Source organism: Leifsonia sp. 115AMFTsu3.1 (assembly GCF_004362795.1).
GTDB lineage: Bacteria > Actinomycetota > Actinomycetes > Actinomycetales > Microbacteriaceae > Leifsonia.
Map to the genome: position 1 here is coordinate 1,186,000 of NZ_SNYB01000002.1, position 16,924 is coordinate 1,202,923.

The 16,924-nt window shown below is 71.8% G+C and carries 12 protein-coding genes and 1 riboswitch; of the genes, 7 read left to right on the plus strand and 5 right to left on the minus strand.

Annotated elements, in window-relative coordinates; all coding sequences use genetic code 11:
* The first annotated feature begins 40 nt into the window (after positions 1–40).
* A riboswitch (guanidine-III (ykkC-III) riboswitch) is annotated at positions 41–103 on the plus strand.
* 10 nt (positions 104–113) lie between these two features.
* Complete coding sequence (locus AXZ95_RS16760) at positions 114–428, plus strand: multidrug efflux SMR transporter (protein ID WP_018191639.1); 315 nt, start codon at positions 114–116, stop codon at positions 426–428.
* A gap of 7 nt (positions 429–435) precedes the next feature.
* Here the strand turns inward: AXZ95_RS16760 and AXZ95_RS16765 are convergent, their stop codons facing one another.
* The 3 genes from AXZ95_RS16765 to AXZ95_RS16775 all read right to left on the minus strand — a co-directional run bounded on the left by AXZ95_RS16765 (position 436) and on the right by AXZ95_RS16775 (position 4,872).
* Entirely contained in the window at positions 436–1,458 is a 1,023-nt protein-coding gene (locus tag AXZ95_RS16765) for a putative sulfate exporter family transporter (RefSeq protein ID WP_018191638.1), read from the minus strand.
* Between the two features lie 137 nt (positions 1,459–1,595).
* Positions 1,596–3,188 (minus strand): S53 family peptidase, encoded by a 1,593-nt coding sequence (locus AXZ95_RS16770; protein WP_018191637.1) that lies wholly within the window; start codon positions 3,186–3,188, stop codon positions 1,596–1,598.
* Positions 3,189–3,258: 70 nt separating this feature from the next.
* Entirely contained in the window at positions 3,259–4,872 is a 1,614-nt protein-coding gene (locus tag AXZ95_RS16775) for a phospholipid carrier-dependent glycosyltransferase (protein ID WP_018191636.1), read from the minus strand.
* Positions 4,873–4,948: 76 nt separating this feature from the next.
* Between AXZ95_RS16775 and rsmI the strand changes: the two genes are divergently transcribed.
* The 5 genes from rsmI to AXZ95_RS16800 all read left to right on the plus strand — a co-directional run bounded on the left by rsmI (position 4,949) and on the right by AXZ95_RS16800 (position 10,217).
* Positions 4,949–5,767 carry a 16S rRNA (cytidine(1402)-2'-O)-methyltransferase gene (gene rsmI / locus AXZ95_RS16780; protein ID WP_018191635.1) on the plus strand — a complete coding sequence of 273 codons (819 nt, stop codon included), beginning with the start codon at positions 4,949–4,951 and terminating at the stop codon, positions 5,765–5,767.
* 84 nt (positions 5,768–5,851) lie between these two features.
* The gene (metG, locus tag AXZ95_RS16785; protein ID WP_018191634.1) at positions 5,852–7,441 is read left to right on the plus strand and encodes a methionine--tRNA ligase; all 1,590 of its coding nucleotides are present in this window, start codon (positions 5,852–5,854) and stop codon (positions 7,439–7,441) included.
* Positions 7,438–8,367, plus strand: a complete 930-nt coding sequence (locus AXZ95_RS16790; RefSeq protein ID WP_018191633.1) for a TatD family hydrolase — start codon at positions 7,438–7,440, stop codon at positions 8,365–8,367. Before metG ends, AXZ95_RS16790 begins: the two co-directional genes overlap by 4 nt.
* Positions 8,364–9,215 carry a 16S rRNA (adenine(1518)-N(6)/adenine(1519)-N(6))-dimethyltransferase RsmA gene (gene rsmA / locus AXZ95_RS16795; protein ID WP_018191632.1) on the plus strand — a complete coding sequence of 284 codons (852 nt, stop codon included), beginning with the start codon at positions 8,364–8,366 and terminating at the stop codon, positions 9,213–9,215. Before AXZ95_RS16790 ends, rsmA begins: the two co-directional genes overlap by 4 nt.
* 66 nt (positions 9,216–9,281) lie before the next feature.
* Positions 9,282–10,217, plus strand: a complete 936-nt coding sequence (locus AXZ95_RS16800; RefSeq protein WP_018191631.1) for a 4-(cytidine 5'-diphospho)-2-C-methyl-D-erythritol kinase — start codon at positions 9,282–9,284, stop codon at positions 10,215–10,217.
* Between the two features lie 185 nt (positions 10,218–10,402).
* Here the strand turns inward: AXZ95_RS16800 and AXZ95_RS16805 are convergent, their stop codons facing one another.
* Positions 10,403–13,234 carry a LuxR family transcriptional regulator gene (locus tag AXZ95_RS16805; protein WP_018191630.1) on the minus strand — a complete coding sequence of 944 codons (2,832 nt, stop codon included), beginning with the start codon at positions 13,232–13,234 and terminating at the stop codon, positions 10,403–10,405.
* Between the two features lie 130 nt (positions 13,235–13,364).
* Complete coding sequence (locus AXZ95_RS16810; RefSeq protein WP_018191629.1) at positions 13,365–15,170, minus strand: ABC-F family ATP-binding cassette domain-containing protein; 1,806 nt, start codon at positions 15,168–15,170, stop codon at positions 13,365–13,367.
* 43 nt (positions 15,171–15,213) lie between these two features.
* On the opposite strand from AXZ95_RS16810, the gene AXZ95_RS16815 reads away from it, so the two are divergent.
* Complete coding sequence (locus tag AXZ95_RS16815; RefSeq protein ID WP_018191628.1) at positions 15,214–16,845, plus strand: acyl-CoA dehydrogenase family protein; 1,632 nt, start codon at positions 15,214–15,216, stop codon at positions 16,843–16,845.
* The last annotated feature ends 79 nt before the right edge of the window (positions 16,846–16,924 follow it).

Below are 16,924 nucleotides of genomic sequence, written 5' to 3' on the forward strand. Positions count from 1 at the left end.
GGGCGTCGTAACACGCCGCAACCCGCTTTGCTACCCTGGTGCGAGGCCCACGCAGGGCCCCGGACGACGGTTCAGTACCCGGTGAGCGACAAGACTGGCCAAGGAGTCGGATCGTGTCCTGGATCGTTCTCATTCTCTCCGGCGTGCTCGAAGCCGTCTGGGCGACAGCACTCGGCCGCTCGGAGGGGCTCTCTCGGCTGTGGCCGTCCGTGGTCTTCGTCGGAGCGCTTCTCGCATCCATGGCCGGACTGGCCTTCGCGATGCGGGAGATCCCCACCGGGACCGCCTACGCGGTCTGGGTCGGAATCGGCGCGGCGCTGACCGTGCTCTACGCGATGACGTTCGGCGGTGACGGGTTCTCCCTCGTCAAGGCGCTGCTGATCGTCGCCCTGGTGGGCTGTGTCATCGGACTGAAACTCGTCGACTGAGCGCGGCTCAGGCGGCCGTCGACACCCAGACGGCGGCCAGCGCGAGCACGGCGATCAGCAGCCACGAGACGAGTCCGGTGACGAGGGCGCGCCAGCCGGTGCCGACCAGGGTGCGGAGGCGGACGGCCGTGCCGAGGCCGAACAGCGCCATCGCGAGCAGCACGGTCTGCAGGGTGTCGGCGCCGTCCGTCACGGCGGACGGGAGCGGCACGAACGTCCGCACCAGGACGGCCAGCAGGAACCCGGCGACGAAGAGCGGGACGATGGGCGGGCGCTTCACGCCCGGGTCGCCGGCGACGTGGCGGCGACGCTCCACGACCGCGGCGACCGCCACGATCGGGGCGAGCATCAGCACGCGGGTGAGCTTGACGACGACCGCGACGGCGAGAGCGGCGGCGCCCGCGAGCTGCGCGGTCGCGACGACCTGCCCGACGTCGTGGACGCCGGCGCCGACCCAGTGGCCGAACTGCTGCGCATCCAATCCGAGCGGATGCCAGAACAGCGGGAGGACGAAGATCGCGAGCGTGCCGCACAGCGTCACCAGGGCGACCGGAGTCGCGGCCTCCTCGTCCTTGGGCTTGACGACGCCGCTCATCGCGCCGATCGCGGACGCCCCGCAGATCGAGAAGCCGGTGGCGATCAGGAGCGGCTGGTGACCGGGGAGGCGCATCAGCCGACCGATCCAGAAGGTGCCCGCGAAGCTGAGCAGCACGACGCCGACGGTGGTCAGGATGGCGACCCAGCCGAGCCCGGCGATGTCGCCCAAGCTGAGTTTCAGGCCGAGCAGTACGACGCCGATGCGGATCAGGCGTTTGGCACTGACGGACAGTCCCGGTGCGAGTCGTCCGGTCACGGCCGGCCGGGCGACGGGGAGCTGGCCCACCACGATCCCGAGCACCACGGCCGCGGTCAGCAGCGGCACGGCGGGCACCAGCCAGTGGATTCCCCACGCGACGGCCGCCGCCACGGCGCACACCACGAGGCCCGGAAGCCAGGGCAGCGGACGGGCGGTGACCGACGGAGTGCTCACCGATCCATTCTGTCGGCCCGGCGCGCTTGCCCGAGCCGCGCACGCGTCGCGCACGTCCGCAGCGTGGGTCGCAACACGCCGTTATGCGCGCCGCATAACGGCGTGTTGCGACCCACGCTGCCGCGCGTCCGTGCCGGTCAGAGCGACGACAGCAGTCGCGTCCCGTCCGGCACGCCCAGACCCGTGCAGGCGTCCCACCCGGCCGTCGCGCGGTAGGCGCCGTTGTCGCCGGTCGTGATGTCGCGGAACCCGTCCGCCACCTTCCCGGCGGGAACCGAGTCGTACAGCCGCGGCTGGAGGAGTCCGAGCGGCTTCCCCGTGGACTGCGCGAGCCGCGCCACGAGCGCCGCCCACAGCGGGGCGACTGCGCTGGTGCCGCCGATCACGGTGTCCTGACCGTCGACGCGGATGCGGTATCCGGTCTGCGGGTCCGCGACCGCCGAGACGTCGGGCACCCCGCGCCCGCCCGGGCCGTTGGCCGAGCCTCCCGCGTCGGTCCCGTCCGCACCCGACGGCACCCCGACTCCCGCCTGCCACGACGGCAGCGGGAACACGGCGCTGACGCCGCCGCCGGTCGCACCGCCGCCCGTGCCGTTGTTCCACACGATCTCCGAGCGCACCGTGCCGGTCGAGGTGTCCGCCTCGAGCCGCGTGCCTCCGCAGGCGAGCGCGTGCGGCGAGGAGGCCGGGAAGTCGACGTGCGGCCGGCCGTCGCCGACCCGGTCGCTGCTCCCGTCGTCGCCCGCGGCCGCGGTGGTCGTCACACCGAGGGCGGCGGCGTCCTGCAGCGCTTCATCGAACGCGGTGCGCGCCTGCGCCGTCCAACCGTCCTCCGACTGACCCCAGCTGATGCTGATCGCCGCGGGGGTCGGGTCGGCGTGCGCGGCGGTGGTCACGGCATCCAGGAAGCCGGCGTCGGTGTTGGGCGCGAAGTAGACGACGATCTCGGCCTTCGGGGCCAGCGCGCCGGCCACCTCGATGTCGAGCATGACCTCGCCGTCGGCGCCATTCGGGTTGCCGTCCGGTGCGTTCGAGCCGCCGTCGACGCCGACCGCGCGCACGCTGGGCGTCGGGATGCCGAGGCCGGCGAAGTAGGTGTCGAGGTCCTCCTGCACGTAGCCGCCGCCGAGTTCGATGATCGCGATGGTCTGCCCGCTCCCGTCGGTGCCGTCGGGGAACGCGTAGACCGTGCCGAGCTGCGGCGGTGTGTAGCTCGTGTTGACCGCGGCCGCGGGGACGTAGCGGTACTGGGCCCGTGCCTGGGGCCGGTCGTCGAGACCGAGGACGGCGGTCACCACGCCGGCGAGCGCGGCCGGGATGCTGAGCCCGCCTGTCCGCTGCCGGTAGACGGTCGCACCCTCGCCCGCGTCGTCGGCGCTCGACTCGGCCAGGTCGGTGCCGAACACCCGGGCGACGGTCTGCACGGGGCCGGAGACGCGGACACGACGCGCGCCCGCATCCACTTCGTCGACGGTCAGCCCGAGCCCTTCGAGCGTGCTGCGGACCAACTCGACGTCTTCCGGGGACGCGCCGTAGCGTTCCGCGAGCTCGTCGCGGCTCAGCGGCTCGGCGAAGGCGCTCTGCGGGAGTTCGGCGCGGCGGCGCAGGACGAGCGTCGCATCCACCCGGGAGTCGGGCGCAAGGCCGCCGTGCGCGCGGTAGCCGGGACGTTCCGGCCGTTCACTTCCGGGAAGGGGGACGAGGTCGAGGGGCTGTTCCGCATCGGTCATACCACTCGGTCTACCACCGGCCTCCGACACCGGATAGGGCACCGTATGGAGCGTCCAGCCGACCCATGCGCTACACCCAGCTGGGCAGCCACATGTGGATCTGCCAGAACCAGAACGGCACCTGCTGGCCCGTCCAGATCGGCCAGAAGAACGCGCTCACCAGGGTGCAGGCGGCCAGGAAGACGCCGGTCCAGAGGATGCCGCGGCGCCGTCGCGGCTCCGGATCGGTGCGTTTCCCGAGCACGATCGCGATGGCCGCCGTGAGGGCGAGGATGAGGTACGGCTCGAAGGCGATCGAGTAGAAGGTGAAGATCGTCCGGCCCATGTAGAGCCACCACGGCAGGTAGCCCGCCGCCAGCCCGGTGAGGATGAGGCCGATCCTCCAGTCGCGGTAGCGGATCAACCAGTACACCAGGAAGAGGATGGCGGCCGTCCCCGCCCACCAGATGAGCGGGTTGCCGAGCGATGTGATCGCCGCCGAGCAGGAGTCCCACTGGCAGCCGTCCTGTCCCTTCGTCGTTCCGACGTAGTACATGCTCGTCGGTCGCAGCATCAGCATCCACGTCAACGGGTTCGACTGGTAGGGGTGCGGGGTGTGCAGATTGATGCTGTAGTTGTACATCTGCGTCTGGTAGTACCAGAGGTTCTGCACCCAGAGCGGCACCCAGCTGAAGGCGCCCGTCCACTGCGCGTGCGCGGCCTCCGCCCAGTGGCGGTAGTAGCCGTTGCTCGACAGGATCCAGCCCGTCCACGTCGCGACGTAGGCGACGAACGCGAGCGGGACCATGAGGACGAAGGTCGCCGGCGCCTGCTTGAGCAGGGCGCCGCTCGCGTAGAACGGCAGCCGCTCTCGGCGGCGGGCCACCGCATCCACCACAACGGTGTACACGGCGAAGAAGGCGAGGAAGTAGAAGCCGGTCCACTTGACCCCGGCGCACAGCCCGCAGAGGATGCCCGCGGCGATCAGCCAGGGACGCCACCACAGCACGGGCCCCCACGCCGGATCGCGACCCGCCGACCGGGCGGCCGCGACCTTGGCAGCCAGCCGATCGGCCGCCCAGCGCCGGTCGAGCAGGATGCAGCAGAACGCCAGCAGCGCGAAGAACATCACGAAGTTGTCGAGGAGCGCGACGCGGCTCATCACGATAGCGTGACCGTCGATCGCGAACAGGAAGCCGGCGATCGTGGCGAGCATCGTCGAGCGGAACAGGGTGCGCGCGATGAGGAAGACGAGCAGCACGGCGATCGTCCCGGCGATCGCGGTGGACACCCGCCAGCCGAACGAGTTCGCCGGGCCGGTGGCCGCCATCCCGAGCCCGATCAGCCACTTTCCGAGCGGTGGATGCGCGACGAACGACGGATCCGCGTCGAAGATCTGCGTCTGGCCAGCGGCGAATCGCGCGTCGGCCTTGTCGGGCCAGCTGCCCTCGTAGCCGAGATTCCATATGCTCCAGGAGTCCTTCACGTAGAAGGTCTCGTCGAAGACGAGCGCGTGCGGCTGGCCCAGGTTCCACAGCCGCAGCACGGCGGCGAGCAGGGTAACCGCGACGGGCGCGCCCCACATCCACAGCCGCAGGCGGGCCGGCGTTCCGAGGGCGCGCGCCCACCAGTCGTCGAGGCGCGTGCCGACGGGTACCGCGGCGACGTGCGCGGCCGGGAGGTCGGTCGGAGGAGCAGAGGTCACCCAGCCATGCTAGGGGCGGAGGCTCGGTGTCGCCTTTTCGACGGACAGACAACTTTCGACTGCCACACTAGAAGCCATGATCATCCTCGCCGCGACTCCGATCGGCAACCTCGGCGACGCGTCGCGGCGGCTGGTGGAGGTGCTGTCCGCGGCGACGGTGGTCGCGGCGGAGGACACCCGGGTCGCCCAGCGGCTGCTGGCCGGCCTCGGCGTCGAGAACCGCCCCCGGCTGATCGCCCTGCACGACCACAACGAGCGGGATCGGGCGGCGGAGCTCGTGGAGCTGGCGCGCGATCAGGATGTGGTGCTGCTCTCCGATGCCGGGATGCCCACGGTGTCCGACCCCGGATTCCACCTGGTCGAGGCGGCCGCGGCGGCGGGGGTGGGCGTGACGGCGCTGCCCGGGCCCTCGGCCGTGCTGACCGCGCTCGCCGTCTCCGGCCTCCCCACCGACCGCTTCACCTTCGAGGGCTTCCTCCCGCGCAAGCAGGGGGAGCGGCTGTCCACCCTGCGGGCGGTCGCCGCCGAGCAGCGGACCATGGTGTTCTTCGAGTCGCCGAACCGGCTCGCCGCCTCCCTCGGCGACATCGCGACGGCGCTCGGCGCCGACCGGCGCGTCGTTGTCTGCCGCGAGCTGACGAAGCTCTACGAAGAGGTGCGTCGCGGGACGGCCGCTGAGCTCGCCGCCTGGGCCGCCGAGGGCGTGCGCGGGGAGATCGTCGTGGTCGTCGCCGGCGCTCCGGAGCGGGCGGCCGACCCCGAAGCGGCGGTGCAGCAGGTGCTCGCGCTGGTCGCCTCGGGCACGCGGCTGAAGGATGCGGCGGCCGAGGTCGCCGAGGCGACGGGCCTCGGGAAGCGCGACCTCTACCAGGCCGCCCTCGAACGGCGCGGCTGACGAGTCCGTCCACAGCGCAACCCGTTCTCCACAGGCGGAGTAACACACCGGATCGCGTGCTCCAGCGCCCGTAGGATAGTCACCATGTCCGACGGCTCTTCCTTCTACATCACCACGCCGATCTTCTACGTGAATGATGTCCCGCACATCGGGCATGCCTACACGGAGGTCGCGGCCGACGTCCTCGCCCGCTGGCACCGCCAGGCCGGTGACGACACCTGGCTGCTCACCGGCACCGACGAGCACGGGCAGAAGATCCTGCGCACGGCGACCGCCAACGGCACCACGCCGAAGCAGTGGGCCGACAAGCTGGTCACCGAGGAGTGGCTGCCGCTGCTCGACACCGTCGACATCGCCAACGACGACTTCATCCGCACCACCGACGAGCGGCATGAGGTCAACGTCCAGAAGTTCCTGCAGAAGCTCTACGACGACGGCTACATCTACGCCGGCGAGTACGAGGCGCTGTACTGCGTGGGCTGCGAGGAGTTCAAGCCGCAGAGCGAGATCGTCGACGGCACGGGGGAGTACGAGGGCCAGAAGGTCTGCGCCATCCACTCCAAGCCGCTCGAGCTGCTGCAGGAGAAGAACTACTTCTTCCGGATGAGCCAGTTCGCCGAGCGACTGCTGTCGCTCTACGAGGAGCGCCCGGACTTCGTGCAGCCCGAGTCGGCCCGCAACGAGGTGGTCAGCTTCGTGCGTCAGGGGCTGAGCGACCTGTCCATCTCGCGATCGAGCTTCGACTGGGGCATCAAGGTGCCGTGGGACGAGTCGCACGTCGTCTACGTGTGGTTCGACGCGCTGCTCAACTACATCACCGCCGTCGGCTACGGGCAGGACGACGAGGAGTTCGCCCGTCGCTGGCCCGCCAATCACCTGGTCGGCAAAGACATCCTGCGGTTCCACGCGGTCATCTGGCCCGCCATGCTGATGGCAGCCGGCCTCGAGGTGCCGAAGCGCGTGTTCGGTCACGGCTGGCTGCTCGTGGGCGGCGAGAAGATGTCCAAGTCCAAGCTGACGGGCATCGCGCCGACGCAGATCACCGACACGTTCGGCTCCGACGCGTTCCGCTATTACTTCATGCGCGCCATCAACTTCGGGCAGGACGGCTCGTTCAGCTGGGAGGATCTGGCGGCCAGGTATCAGGCCGAGCTCGCCAACGGCTTCGGCAACCTGGCGTCGCGCGTGATCGCGATGGTGACGCGGTACTTCGAGGGCATCGTGCCGCCGGCGGGCGAGTACCAGGAGGTCGACCTGCACGTGCAGGAGGTCGTCCGCACCGCGGCGGCCGACGCCGATGCGGCGATCTCGCGGCTGGCGATCCACGACGCCCTGACGGCCATCTGGCGGATCGTCGACGAGCTCAACGGCTACATCACCGAACAGGAGCCGTGGACTCTGGCGAAAGATGAGGCCAAGCGCGAGCGTCTCGGCACCGTGCTGTACACGGCGGCCGAGGGGCTGCGGTCCCTCGCCGTGCTGCTGTCGCCGGTGATCCCGGTCGCGACCGGCAAGCTGTGGGAGTCGCTCGGTGTCGCCGGCGAGCTGGGCGCGCTCGACGCGCAGCCGCTCCGGACAGCGGGCGACTGGGGTCAGCTGCCGGCAGGCACGGAGGTCAACGGTCTCGAGGCGCTGTTCCCGCGGATCGACGCGGAGGCGGTCGCCGCGGTATGACGGACCCGTCGTTCGTCCGGCAGCGGCACGTCACGGACGGCCGCGACCTCAGCTACCCTCCGCTGCCCGAGGCGCTGACCGTTCCCGTCTACGACAACCACACGCACCTCGAGATCGCCGACGGCGAGCAGCCGCTCGACTACCGCGAGCAGCTGGACCGCGCGTCCAGCGTCGGCGTGCGCGGGGTCGTCCAGGTGGGCAACGACGTCGAGACGTCCCGGTGGTCGGCCGAGACGGCGGCCGTCGAGCCGCGGATGCTGGCCGCCGTCGCGCTGCACCCGAACGACGCGCCGGACTACGACGAACGCGGAGAGCTGGATGACGCCCTCGCCGTGATCGCCGAGCTCGCGGGCCGACCCCGGGTCCGCGCCGTCGGCGAGACCGGCCTGGACTTCTTCCGCACGGAGGAGGGGCCCCGGCGTGACGCGCAGTTCCGGTCGTTCGAGGCCCACATCGAGATCGCGAAGCAGAACGACATCGCGCTGCAGATCCACGACCGCGACGCGCACGCGGCCGTCGTCGCCACGCTGAAGCGGGTCGGAGCCCCCGAGCGGACGGTGTTCCACTGCTTCTCGGGCGATGTCGAGCTGGCCCGCATCTGCGCCGACAACGGCTGGTACATGTCGTTCGCGGGCAACGTCACCTTCAAGAACGCCCCCAACCTCCGTGCCGCCCTCGAGGCGGCCCCGCGCCACCTGGTGATGGTGGAGACGGACGCCCCCTTCCTCACGCCGATGCCGTTCCGCGGCCGCCCGAATGCGCCGTACCTCATCCCGCACACCCTCCGGGCCATGGCCGAGGTGATGGGAACGGACGCCTCGACCCTCGCCGCGCAGATCAACTCCAACACGGAGCTCGTGTACGGCCGGTGGGACAGCGAACCCGTCGGACCGCCGCCGACCACTCCCATCGGGATCATCGCGTGACCGAGCTCCGGCTGCTCGGCCCGGCGGAGATCCGCGACCTGGCGGAGCTGCTCGACGTCACCCCGACGAAGAAGCTCGGCCAGAACTTCGTGATCGACGCCAACACCGTCCGTCGGATCGTCCGCGTCGCCGAGGTGAAGGCGGGAGACAGCGTCGTGGAGATCGGCCCCGGGCTCGGATCCCTCACCCTCGGGCTGCTCGAGGCCGGAGCGGACGTGGTGGCCGTCGAGATCGACGGGCGGCTGGCCGCGCAGCTGCCCACGACGGTGGCCCAGCTGGCGCCGGACGCCGCCCCGCACCTGACCGTGGTGCATCGGGACGCCCTCGCCATCACCGAGCTTCCGGTCGATCCCGTGCGCCTGGTCGCGAACCTTCCCTACAACGTCTCGGTCCCGGTGCTCCTGCACTTCCTGGAGCACTTCCCGAGCCTCCGCTCCGGTGTGGTGATGGTTCAGGCCGAGGTCGGGCACCGGATCGCCGCGCAGCCCGGATCCAAGGTCTACGGCGCCCCGAGCGTGAAGGCCGCCTGGTACGGCACCTGGCGCACCGCCGGCTCCGTCAGCCGCCAGATCTTCTGGCCGGTGCCGAACGTCGACTCGGTCCTCGTCGCCTTCGAGCGCCGAGACGACCCGCCGGGCGACGAGCAGCTCCGTCTCCGCACGTTCGCCCTCGTCGATGGCGCCTTCCAGCAGCGCCGCAAGACGCTCCGCCAGGCCCTCGCCCCGGTCTACGGCGACCCCGTGTCCGCGGAGGCGGCTCTGCTGGCGGCGGGCATCTCTCCGTCCCTCCGCGGCGAGCAGCTCGCCCTGGCCGACTTCGCACGCCTGGCGGCCGCGGGCGCGGAGTAGCGGCGGCGCGAACAGGCGCTCAGGCCGTGCCCAGCATGGGCGTTCCGGTGTGTGTAGGTTGGAGACATGGTGGACGCGTGGGACGTCGACGGCGTGCATGTTCGCGCCCCGGGCAAGATCAACGTGTTCATGCGTGTCGGCGCCGTCATGGAGGACGGCTACCACGACGTCGCGACCGCCTATCAGGCCGTCTCCCTCTACGAGGACGTCCGCGCCTATCACGCCGATGACTTCTCGGTGAGCTTCGGCGGCAGCGTCGACACGAGCGGCCTGCCGCGGGACGAATCCAATTTGGCGATCAAGGCCGCGCGCCTGCTGGCCAAGAGGACCGGTTACTCCAGCGGTGTCCGGCTGGAGATCGACAAGCACGTTCCCATCGCCGGCGGGATGGGCGGAGGCTCGGCGGACGCCGCCGCCACGCTGGTCGCCTGCGACACGCTCTGGGGCACGGAGCTCGGGCGGGAAGAGCTCCTGACCCTCGCCTCCACGCTGGGTGCCGACGTGCCCTTCGCCCTGGTCGGCGGTACTGCCATCGGCACCGGTCGCGGCGACCGGCTGAGCCCGGCCCTGGCGACGGGCCAGTTCCACTGGGTGCTGGCGCTCCCCGACGGCGAGCTGAGCACACCGCGCGTCTACAGCGAGCTCGACCGGCACCGCGAGCGCCATGCGGCCGACATCGCCCCGGCGCAGGTTTCGCCGACCGTCGACTCCGCCGTGCTGCAGGCCCTCCGCGCCGGTGAGCCGGCCATGCTCGCGGAGGCTCTGACGAACGACCTGCAGGCTCCGGCCATCCACCTGGTGCCCGAGATCGCCGACGTGATCGAGCTGGGCGAGATGAACGGGGCTTTGGCCGGAATCGTGTCCGGATCCGGCCCGACCGTCGCCTTCCTGGCGGCCGATCTCGATTCGGCCATCGACCTGCAGATCGCGCTCAGCGCTTCCCGGGTGAGGGCGGTCCGCGCCACCGGGCCGGTGCATGGGGCACGCATCCTCGGCGACTGACGGCGGATGCCCGAGGATGTCGATGCCCGAGGGTGTCGATGCCCGAGGATGCCCGGCCACGACACGCGTCGGGTTGAGACGATTCGTCGGAATCTGAAGCGTATCCACGTCCCGGGCCGGGCATCCCAGGTGTTCTCACCCTAACCAGCGCTCGGCCCGCGAACGCTGCCCAGAGCGCGAAACCGTCAAGACTTGACGGGTCTCCTCCGCGACAGCGTGCGGAGGTCCCGGCGCGAGCGCAGCCCGAGCTTCGAGAGGATGTTGCGGACGTGGAAGTTGACGGTCGTCACGGACACGTAGAGGCGCTCCGCGATCTCCTTGTTCGTCATCCCCGCGGCGAGCGCGTGCGCTACCTGCCGCTCCCGCGTCGTGAGCGTCGCGAGCGGGTCGACGGCCGAGGTCGCGACCGCCGTCTCATCGAGCAGACGCACACAGCGGGCGAGGTATCCCGCTGCACCGAGCCGGCGGAACGTCTCGGCCGCCGCATCCAGCTGCGCCCTCGCCCGCTCTCTGCCGTCGGCCGTGGCGCCCGGCTGCGCGGCGGCGAGCCGTCCGGCGTCCAGGGCAGCCACCGCGCGGGGGAAGGGGAAGCGCTCCGCGCCGGGCTCGGCGACCGCGTCTTCGTAGGCCTCGAGCGCCTCGGCGGTGTGCCCCTCGGCTTCGAGCACCCGCCCCTCCAGCCACCGCAGCGAGCCGTAGTACGGCCGCCACATCGGCGACGACGCCGCCCGCTCGTACGCCTCGCGCGCCTCCGCCGGCCGCCCCAGGGCCGCGAGGGCGTCGATCCGGTACGTCAGCCAGCCGAGCGTGGAGCCGCGGGAGGCGGCAGCCTCTGCCTGCTCGGCGGCCGCCAGCTGCTCCTCGGGCCGGCCCAGGGCGCGCCCGAGCTCCGCACGCGCGAGATGCGGCAGGTCGCCGTCGTACGATCCGGTGATGCGCGGGTCGGCCTGCGCGGCAGCGCGGAGCCGCTCCTCGACCGCCTCCGCCTCGCCGCGGCCGGCGCGCACCAGCGCGGAGGTCCACAGGGCGATCGGCCAGCAGGACAGGTCGGTCTCGTCGAGCGCGAGCGCGACGGCCGTGTCCGCGAGGGTGACGGAGTCCTCCCATTCGCCGGTGAGGAAGAGGATGTGCGCGTACATCGTGCGTGCGAATCCGGCGGTCCAGCTGGAGGGGAAGCGTCGCACCAGGTCCGCAGCGCGCGCCAGGTCGGCACGCGCGCGGCCGATGTCGCCGCTGAGGATGAAGACGCGTGAGCGGCTGACCAGCGCATCCACCGCTGCGGGCGACTCGTGCCCGACGAGCAGCTCGTCGAGTTCGACGGTGAGCGGTCCGAAAAGGTCGGGACGACGGGAGTGCGCGGCCGAGTTGATCGCCCAGCCGAGCAGACGCGTCAGGTCGTCCTGGGGCGCGGCCAGCCAGCGGAGGGCCGGATCGGCGACCTCGTTCGGCGCGGGGGAGGCGGCGATGTGCTCCCGTGCGGCGTCGAGGTGGTCGATCACGCCGGCGAAATCGCCCATCGCCATGAGCACCTTCGGGAGCGCCTCGGCCACGTGGGAGCGGAGGGCCCGCTCGTCCGGGGTGACAGCGGGCCGCCGCTCGAACTCAAGCGCCAACGCCAGCGCGCCCGGGAGGTCACGCGAGAGAGTCCGCAGTTCGAGCAGGACCGCGTCCCGCGTGGGCGACGCCGGCGTCGCCTCGAAGGCGGGCCGGAGGTCCAGGATGCGCTCGTGCATCCGGAACCGCATGGCGATGAGCCCGAGTTCGAGCAGCGCGCGCTCCGCGTCGCTGCCGTCCGCGAGGTCGACGGCCGACCGGGCGTAGCTGAGGGCCTGCTCCGCCTGCCCGAGGTCGGACACCGTGAGCGCGGCGGAGAGCAGCTCGGCGACCAGGGTCGGGTCGGCGCGGTCGGCGGCCTCCACCCGGTGCCGCAGCGCCCGGTGACCGGAGAGCACCTCGGAGGCGACGCGGTGGATGGCGACGCGCCTCTCCAGCGACAACTCGCCCGCAAGGGCGTCGGCGAGGATGGCGTGCGCCGGCTCGACGCGGACCACCCCGTCGCGCGTCTCGGCGAGGACGAGCCCGCGGGCGACCGCACCGGGCACATCCACGTCGATCCCGAGGCGCTGCGCGATGGTGCCGACGACCGGCAGCGGAAGGGGGTCGCGGAGCACCGCGATGAGCTCCGCCGCCGCGCGCACGGACGGCTCGGCGCCCTCCAGGGAGGCGGCGATCGCGGTGGCGAGCGGCGTGATCGCGGTAGCCGGGAGGTCCCATCCGGCTGGGTGCAGCGCCTGGGCGAAGGTGTCGCGCAGCTGGCCGAGGAGCACACTGAGCAGCAGCGGCGACCCCTGCGTCGCCTCGGTCAGGCGCGTCGCGGTGCGGCGTGAGACGGGGTGCCCGAGGATGTGGCGGGCGAGCTCCTGCGTGTCGCCGACGGCCAGCGGTGTGAGCTCGACGCGGGCGTGGTTCGTGGTGGTGGAGGCCAGGTCGTCGAACAGGCCGCTGACGCTGTTCGACTGCGGCCGCGCGGCCGCCGTGAACAGGAAGGACTGCTCCGCGAGCCGTCGTACCAGGAAACGCAGGGCGCGCGCGGACGGCTCGTCCACCCACTGCGCATCGTCGACGATGAGGCACACCGGTCCGTCGATCGCGTCGATGGCGTCGAGCAACAACCGGCCGACCGTCAGCGGGTCGTCGCCGGGCGACGGCGGGCGGATGGCGGCATCCGTTCCCCGCTTCGTGCCGGTCCGCTGGGCGTTCAGGCCGCGGACGAGGGTCTCCACGGTCGCGTAGGCGAGGTCGGACTCGAACGAGTCGGCGTGCACCCGCAGCACCGTCCAGCCGTCGAGCCGCTGGGCCACGTCGGCGAGCAGCGCTGTCTTGCCCATGCCGGCCTCGCCGGTGACGAGCACCGCCCCGCCGCGCTCCTTGGCGCGGTGCGCGACCAGGAGCATCGTCTCGCGGGCACGGTCCCGTCCGAACAGGGGCCGCTCGTCGGCCCGTTCCTGGTCAGTCACGTGGCGCTCCCGTCCCCGTCGGCCGCGTCGGGTCGGGTTTCGCGACCGATCCTCAGGATCATCGCACAGCGAGAGGCCGAGTTCGTTCCCCAGTCCGGGGGAGTGGACGCGGGATGCCGCGCGTGCGTGGTCAGCCCTCCAGCTGTTCCGAGAGTTCCAGCCAGCGGGTCTCCAGGTCGGCGATCTCGCCCTCCAGCGTCCGGAGCTCGTCGGTGAGCCGGCCGAGGCCCTGGTAGTCGCTCTGGTCGTGCCGCGCCAGCTCCTCATGCTTGGCGGCGACCTGGTCGCCCACCTTGGCGAGCCGGCGGTCGAGCGCCGACAGCTCCTTCTCGGCGGCGCGGAGTGCGGCGCCGGAAAGCGCGGGGGTGACGGGCGTCGTCGGTGTGGATGCGACGCTCGCGACAGCATCGGAGACCGCAGCCCCGACCGCGCCCTGTGCGCGGCGCAGACGCAGGTACTCGTCCACGCCGCCGGGAAGGTGCCGCAGGCGGCCGTCGAGCACGGCGTACTGCTGGTCGGTGACGCGCTCGAGCAGGTACCTGTCGTGGGAGACGACCAGCAGCGTCCCCGGCCACGAGTCGAGGAGGTCCTCCATCGCGGCCAGCATGTCCGTGTCGAGGTCGTTGGTCGGCTCGTCGAGGATGAGCACGTTCGGCTCGTCGAGGAGGATGAGGAGCAGCTGCAACCGGCGCTTCTGGCCGCCCGACAGATCCTTCACCGGGGTGGAGAGCTGGGCGTTCGAGAAGCCGAGACGCTCCAGCAGCTGGCCAGGGGTGACCTCCTTGCCGCCGGCGAGGTAGGTGGTCCGCTTGCCCGCGACGACCGCGGAGACCCGCTCGTCCTGCACGTCGTCGAGCTCGGCGAGCTGCTGGGTGAGGGTGGCGATGCGCACCGTCTTGCCGCGCTTCACGGTTCCGGAGTCCGGCTTCACGGTTCCCGCGACAAGCCCGAGCAGTGTGGACTTGCCCGCTCCGTTGACGCCGAGGATGCCCGTGCGCTCGCCGGGGGCGATGCGCCACTCGACGTCGCGCAGCACCGTCTTCGGCGGGTACGAGACCGAGACGTCGATCAGGTCGACCACGTCCTTGCCCAGGCGGGAGGTGGCCAGCGTCGTCAGCTCGACGGTGTCGCGGGGCGGCGGCTCGTCGGCGATCAGCGTGGCGGCCGCGTCCATCCGGAACTTCGGCTTCGAGGTGCGCGCCGGAGCGCCGCGACGCAGCCATGCCAGCTCCTTGCGCATGAGGTTCTGCCGCTTCGTCTCCGCGACCGCGGACATCCGGTCGCGCTCGACGCGCTGCAGGACGTAGGCGGCGTACCCGCCCTCGAAGGGCTCGACAATGCCGTCGTGCACCTCCCACGTCGTCGTGGAAACCTCGTCCAGGAACCACCGGTCGTGTGTCACGACGACGAGTGCGCCCGACGCCGCCGACCAGCGGCCCTTGAGGTGCTGGGCGAGCCAGGCCACGCCCTCCAGGTCGAGATGGTTCGTCGGCTCGTCGAGGAAGAGGATGTCGTGGTCGTGCACCAGCAGCGCGGCCAGCGCGACGCGACGACGCTGGCCGCCGGAGAGCTCCCCGATCGTCGCCTCCCAGCGGATGTCGGAGACGAGCCCGGCCAGCACGTCGCGGACGCGCGGATCGCCCGCCCAGAGGTGCTCCTCCCTGTCGCCGACGATGGCGTGCCCGACCGTCAGCTGCGACGGCAGCTCGTCGCGCTGGTCGAGCATCCCGACCGTCACCCCGCGGCGGCGGGTCACCCGGCCCGAGTCCGGCTCGATGCGCCCGGCGAGCAGCTGCAGCAGCGTGGACTTGCCGTCGCCGTTGCGGCCGACGACGCCGACGCGGTCGCCCTCGGAGAGCCCCAGCGTGACCGAGTCGAAGACGGTGCGCGTCGGGTACTCCAGGTGAAGGGATTCCGCGCCGAGAAGGTGAGCCATGAGGGTCTCCAGCCTACCCGGCGGCCGGAGCTAGACTCCCGCCATGGTCACCCACACCGTCGTGAACCAGGCGCCGCCGCGCGTCGACGTGGACGAGTTCGCGGCGAACCTGCCGCTCCGGGAGGGCGTGGAGCGCTATGACGCCGCCTGGGCCATCCCCTCGCTCGGCGACATCGGCCGCCTGGTCGGCTCGGAGGCGTTCCAGCGGGATGCTGAGCTCGCCAACCGGCACGAGCCCGAGCTGCACGCCTTCGACCGCTGGGGGAACCGGATCGACGAGGTCGAGTACGACGACGGCTACCACCGGGTCATCGCCGCTGCGGTCGCGGCCGGTGCCCACACCTCCGCGTGGGCGGACCCGCGTCCCGGGGCGAACGTCGCCCGCGCCGCGGCTTTCCTGCAGTTCGCGCAGGTCGAGCCGGGCCACGCCTGCCCGGTATCGATGACGCACGCCGCCGTCCCCGCGCTCGCCGCCTCCGAGAGCCTCTCCGCCGAGTGGATGCCGCGGCTGCTCAGCCGCGACTACGACGGCCGGTTGCTCGCGGGCAAGACCTCCGCGCTGTTCGGGATGGCCATGACCGAGAAGCAGGGCGGATCGGATGTGCGGGCCAACACGACCCGCGCACTCGCAGACGGCGACGGACGCTGGCTGCTCACCGGCCACAAGTGGTTCTGCTCCGCGCCCATGTCGGACGCGTTCCTCGTGCTCGCGCAGACCGCGGACGGGCTCTCCTGCTTCCTCGTGCCACGCGTGCTGGACGATGGCGCGCGCAACGTGTTCCTCATCCAACGGCTGAAGGACAAGCTCGGCAACCGTTCGAACGCGTCGTCCGAGGTCGAGTTCGACGAGACGGTCGGATACCTGCTGGGGGAGGAGGGCCGCGGTGTACGCACCATCCTCGAGATGGTGAACCGCACGCGTCTCGACTGCGTCTACGGCAGCGCGGCGGGGATGCGGCAGGCGGTCGCCGAGGCGGCCTGGCACGTGCGGCACCGCGCGGCGTTCGGGCGGCGGTTGATCGACCAGCCCGCGATGACGGCGGTGCTCGCCGACCTCGCGCTGGAGTCGGAGGCGGCGACCGCCGTGTCCCTCCGGTTGGCGCGCGCTCACGATGCGGATGCGCCGGAGGGGGATGTGGCGCTCCGCCGGCTCGCGACCGCCGTCACCAAATACTGGGTGTGCAAGCGCGGTCCGGGGCACGCGTACGAGGCGTTGGAGTGTCTGGGCGGCAACGGGTACACGGAGGCGTTCCCGCTGGCCCGGCGGTATCGGGAGCAGCCGGTGATGGCGATCTGGGAGGGCTCGGGCAACGTGATCGCCCTGGATGTGCTGCGCGCGCTGCGTCGGGAGCCTGCGGCGGCGGAGGCGTTCGACGCCGAGCTAGCCGCAGCGCGCGGCGTGTACAGGACCTTCGACGGACACCATGACCGCCTGCGGGCGCGCCTGGCGACGGCAGCGGCGTTCGCATCCGACGACCCCGCCGCGGCCGAGGCGGCGGTGCGCCCGCTCGTCGCCGCACTGGCCGTCGCGCTGCAGGCCTCCCTGCTCATCCGCACAGCACCCGTCGCCGTCGCGGACGCCTTCGTCGCCGCCCGGCTCGGCCCCGAGCGCGGAGCCCTCTACGGCGAGCTCCCCTCCGGCCTCGACCTCGCCGCCCTCGCCGCCCGCGCCTGACCCCCCGCACCCCCCACCGTCGAGTACACGATTCCTTACCGCGACACGCCGCCGCGGTGTGCAAAAATCGTGTACTCGA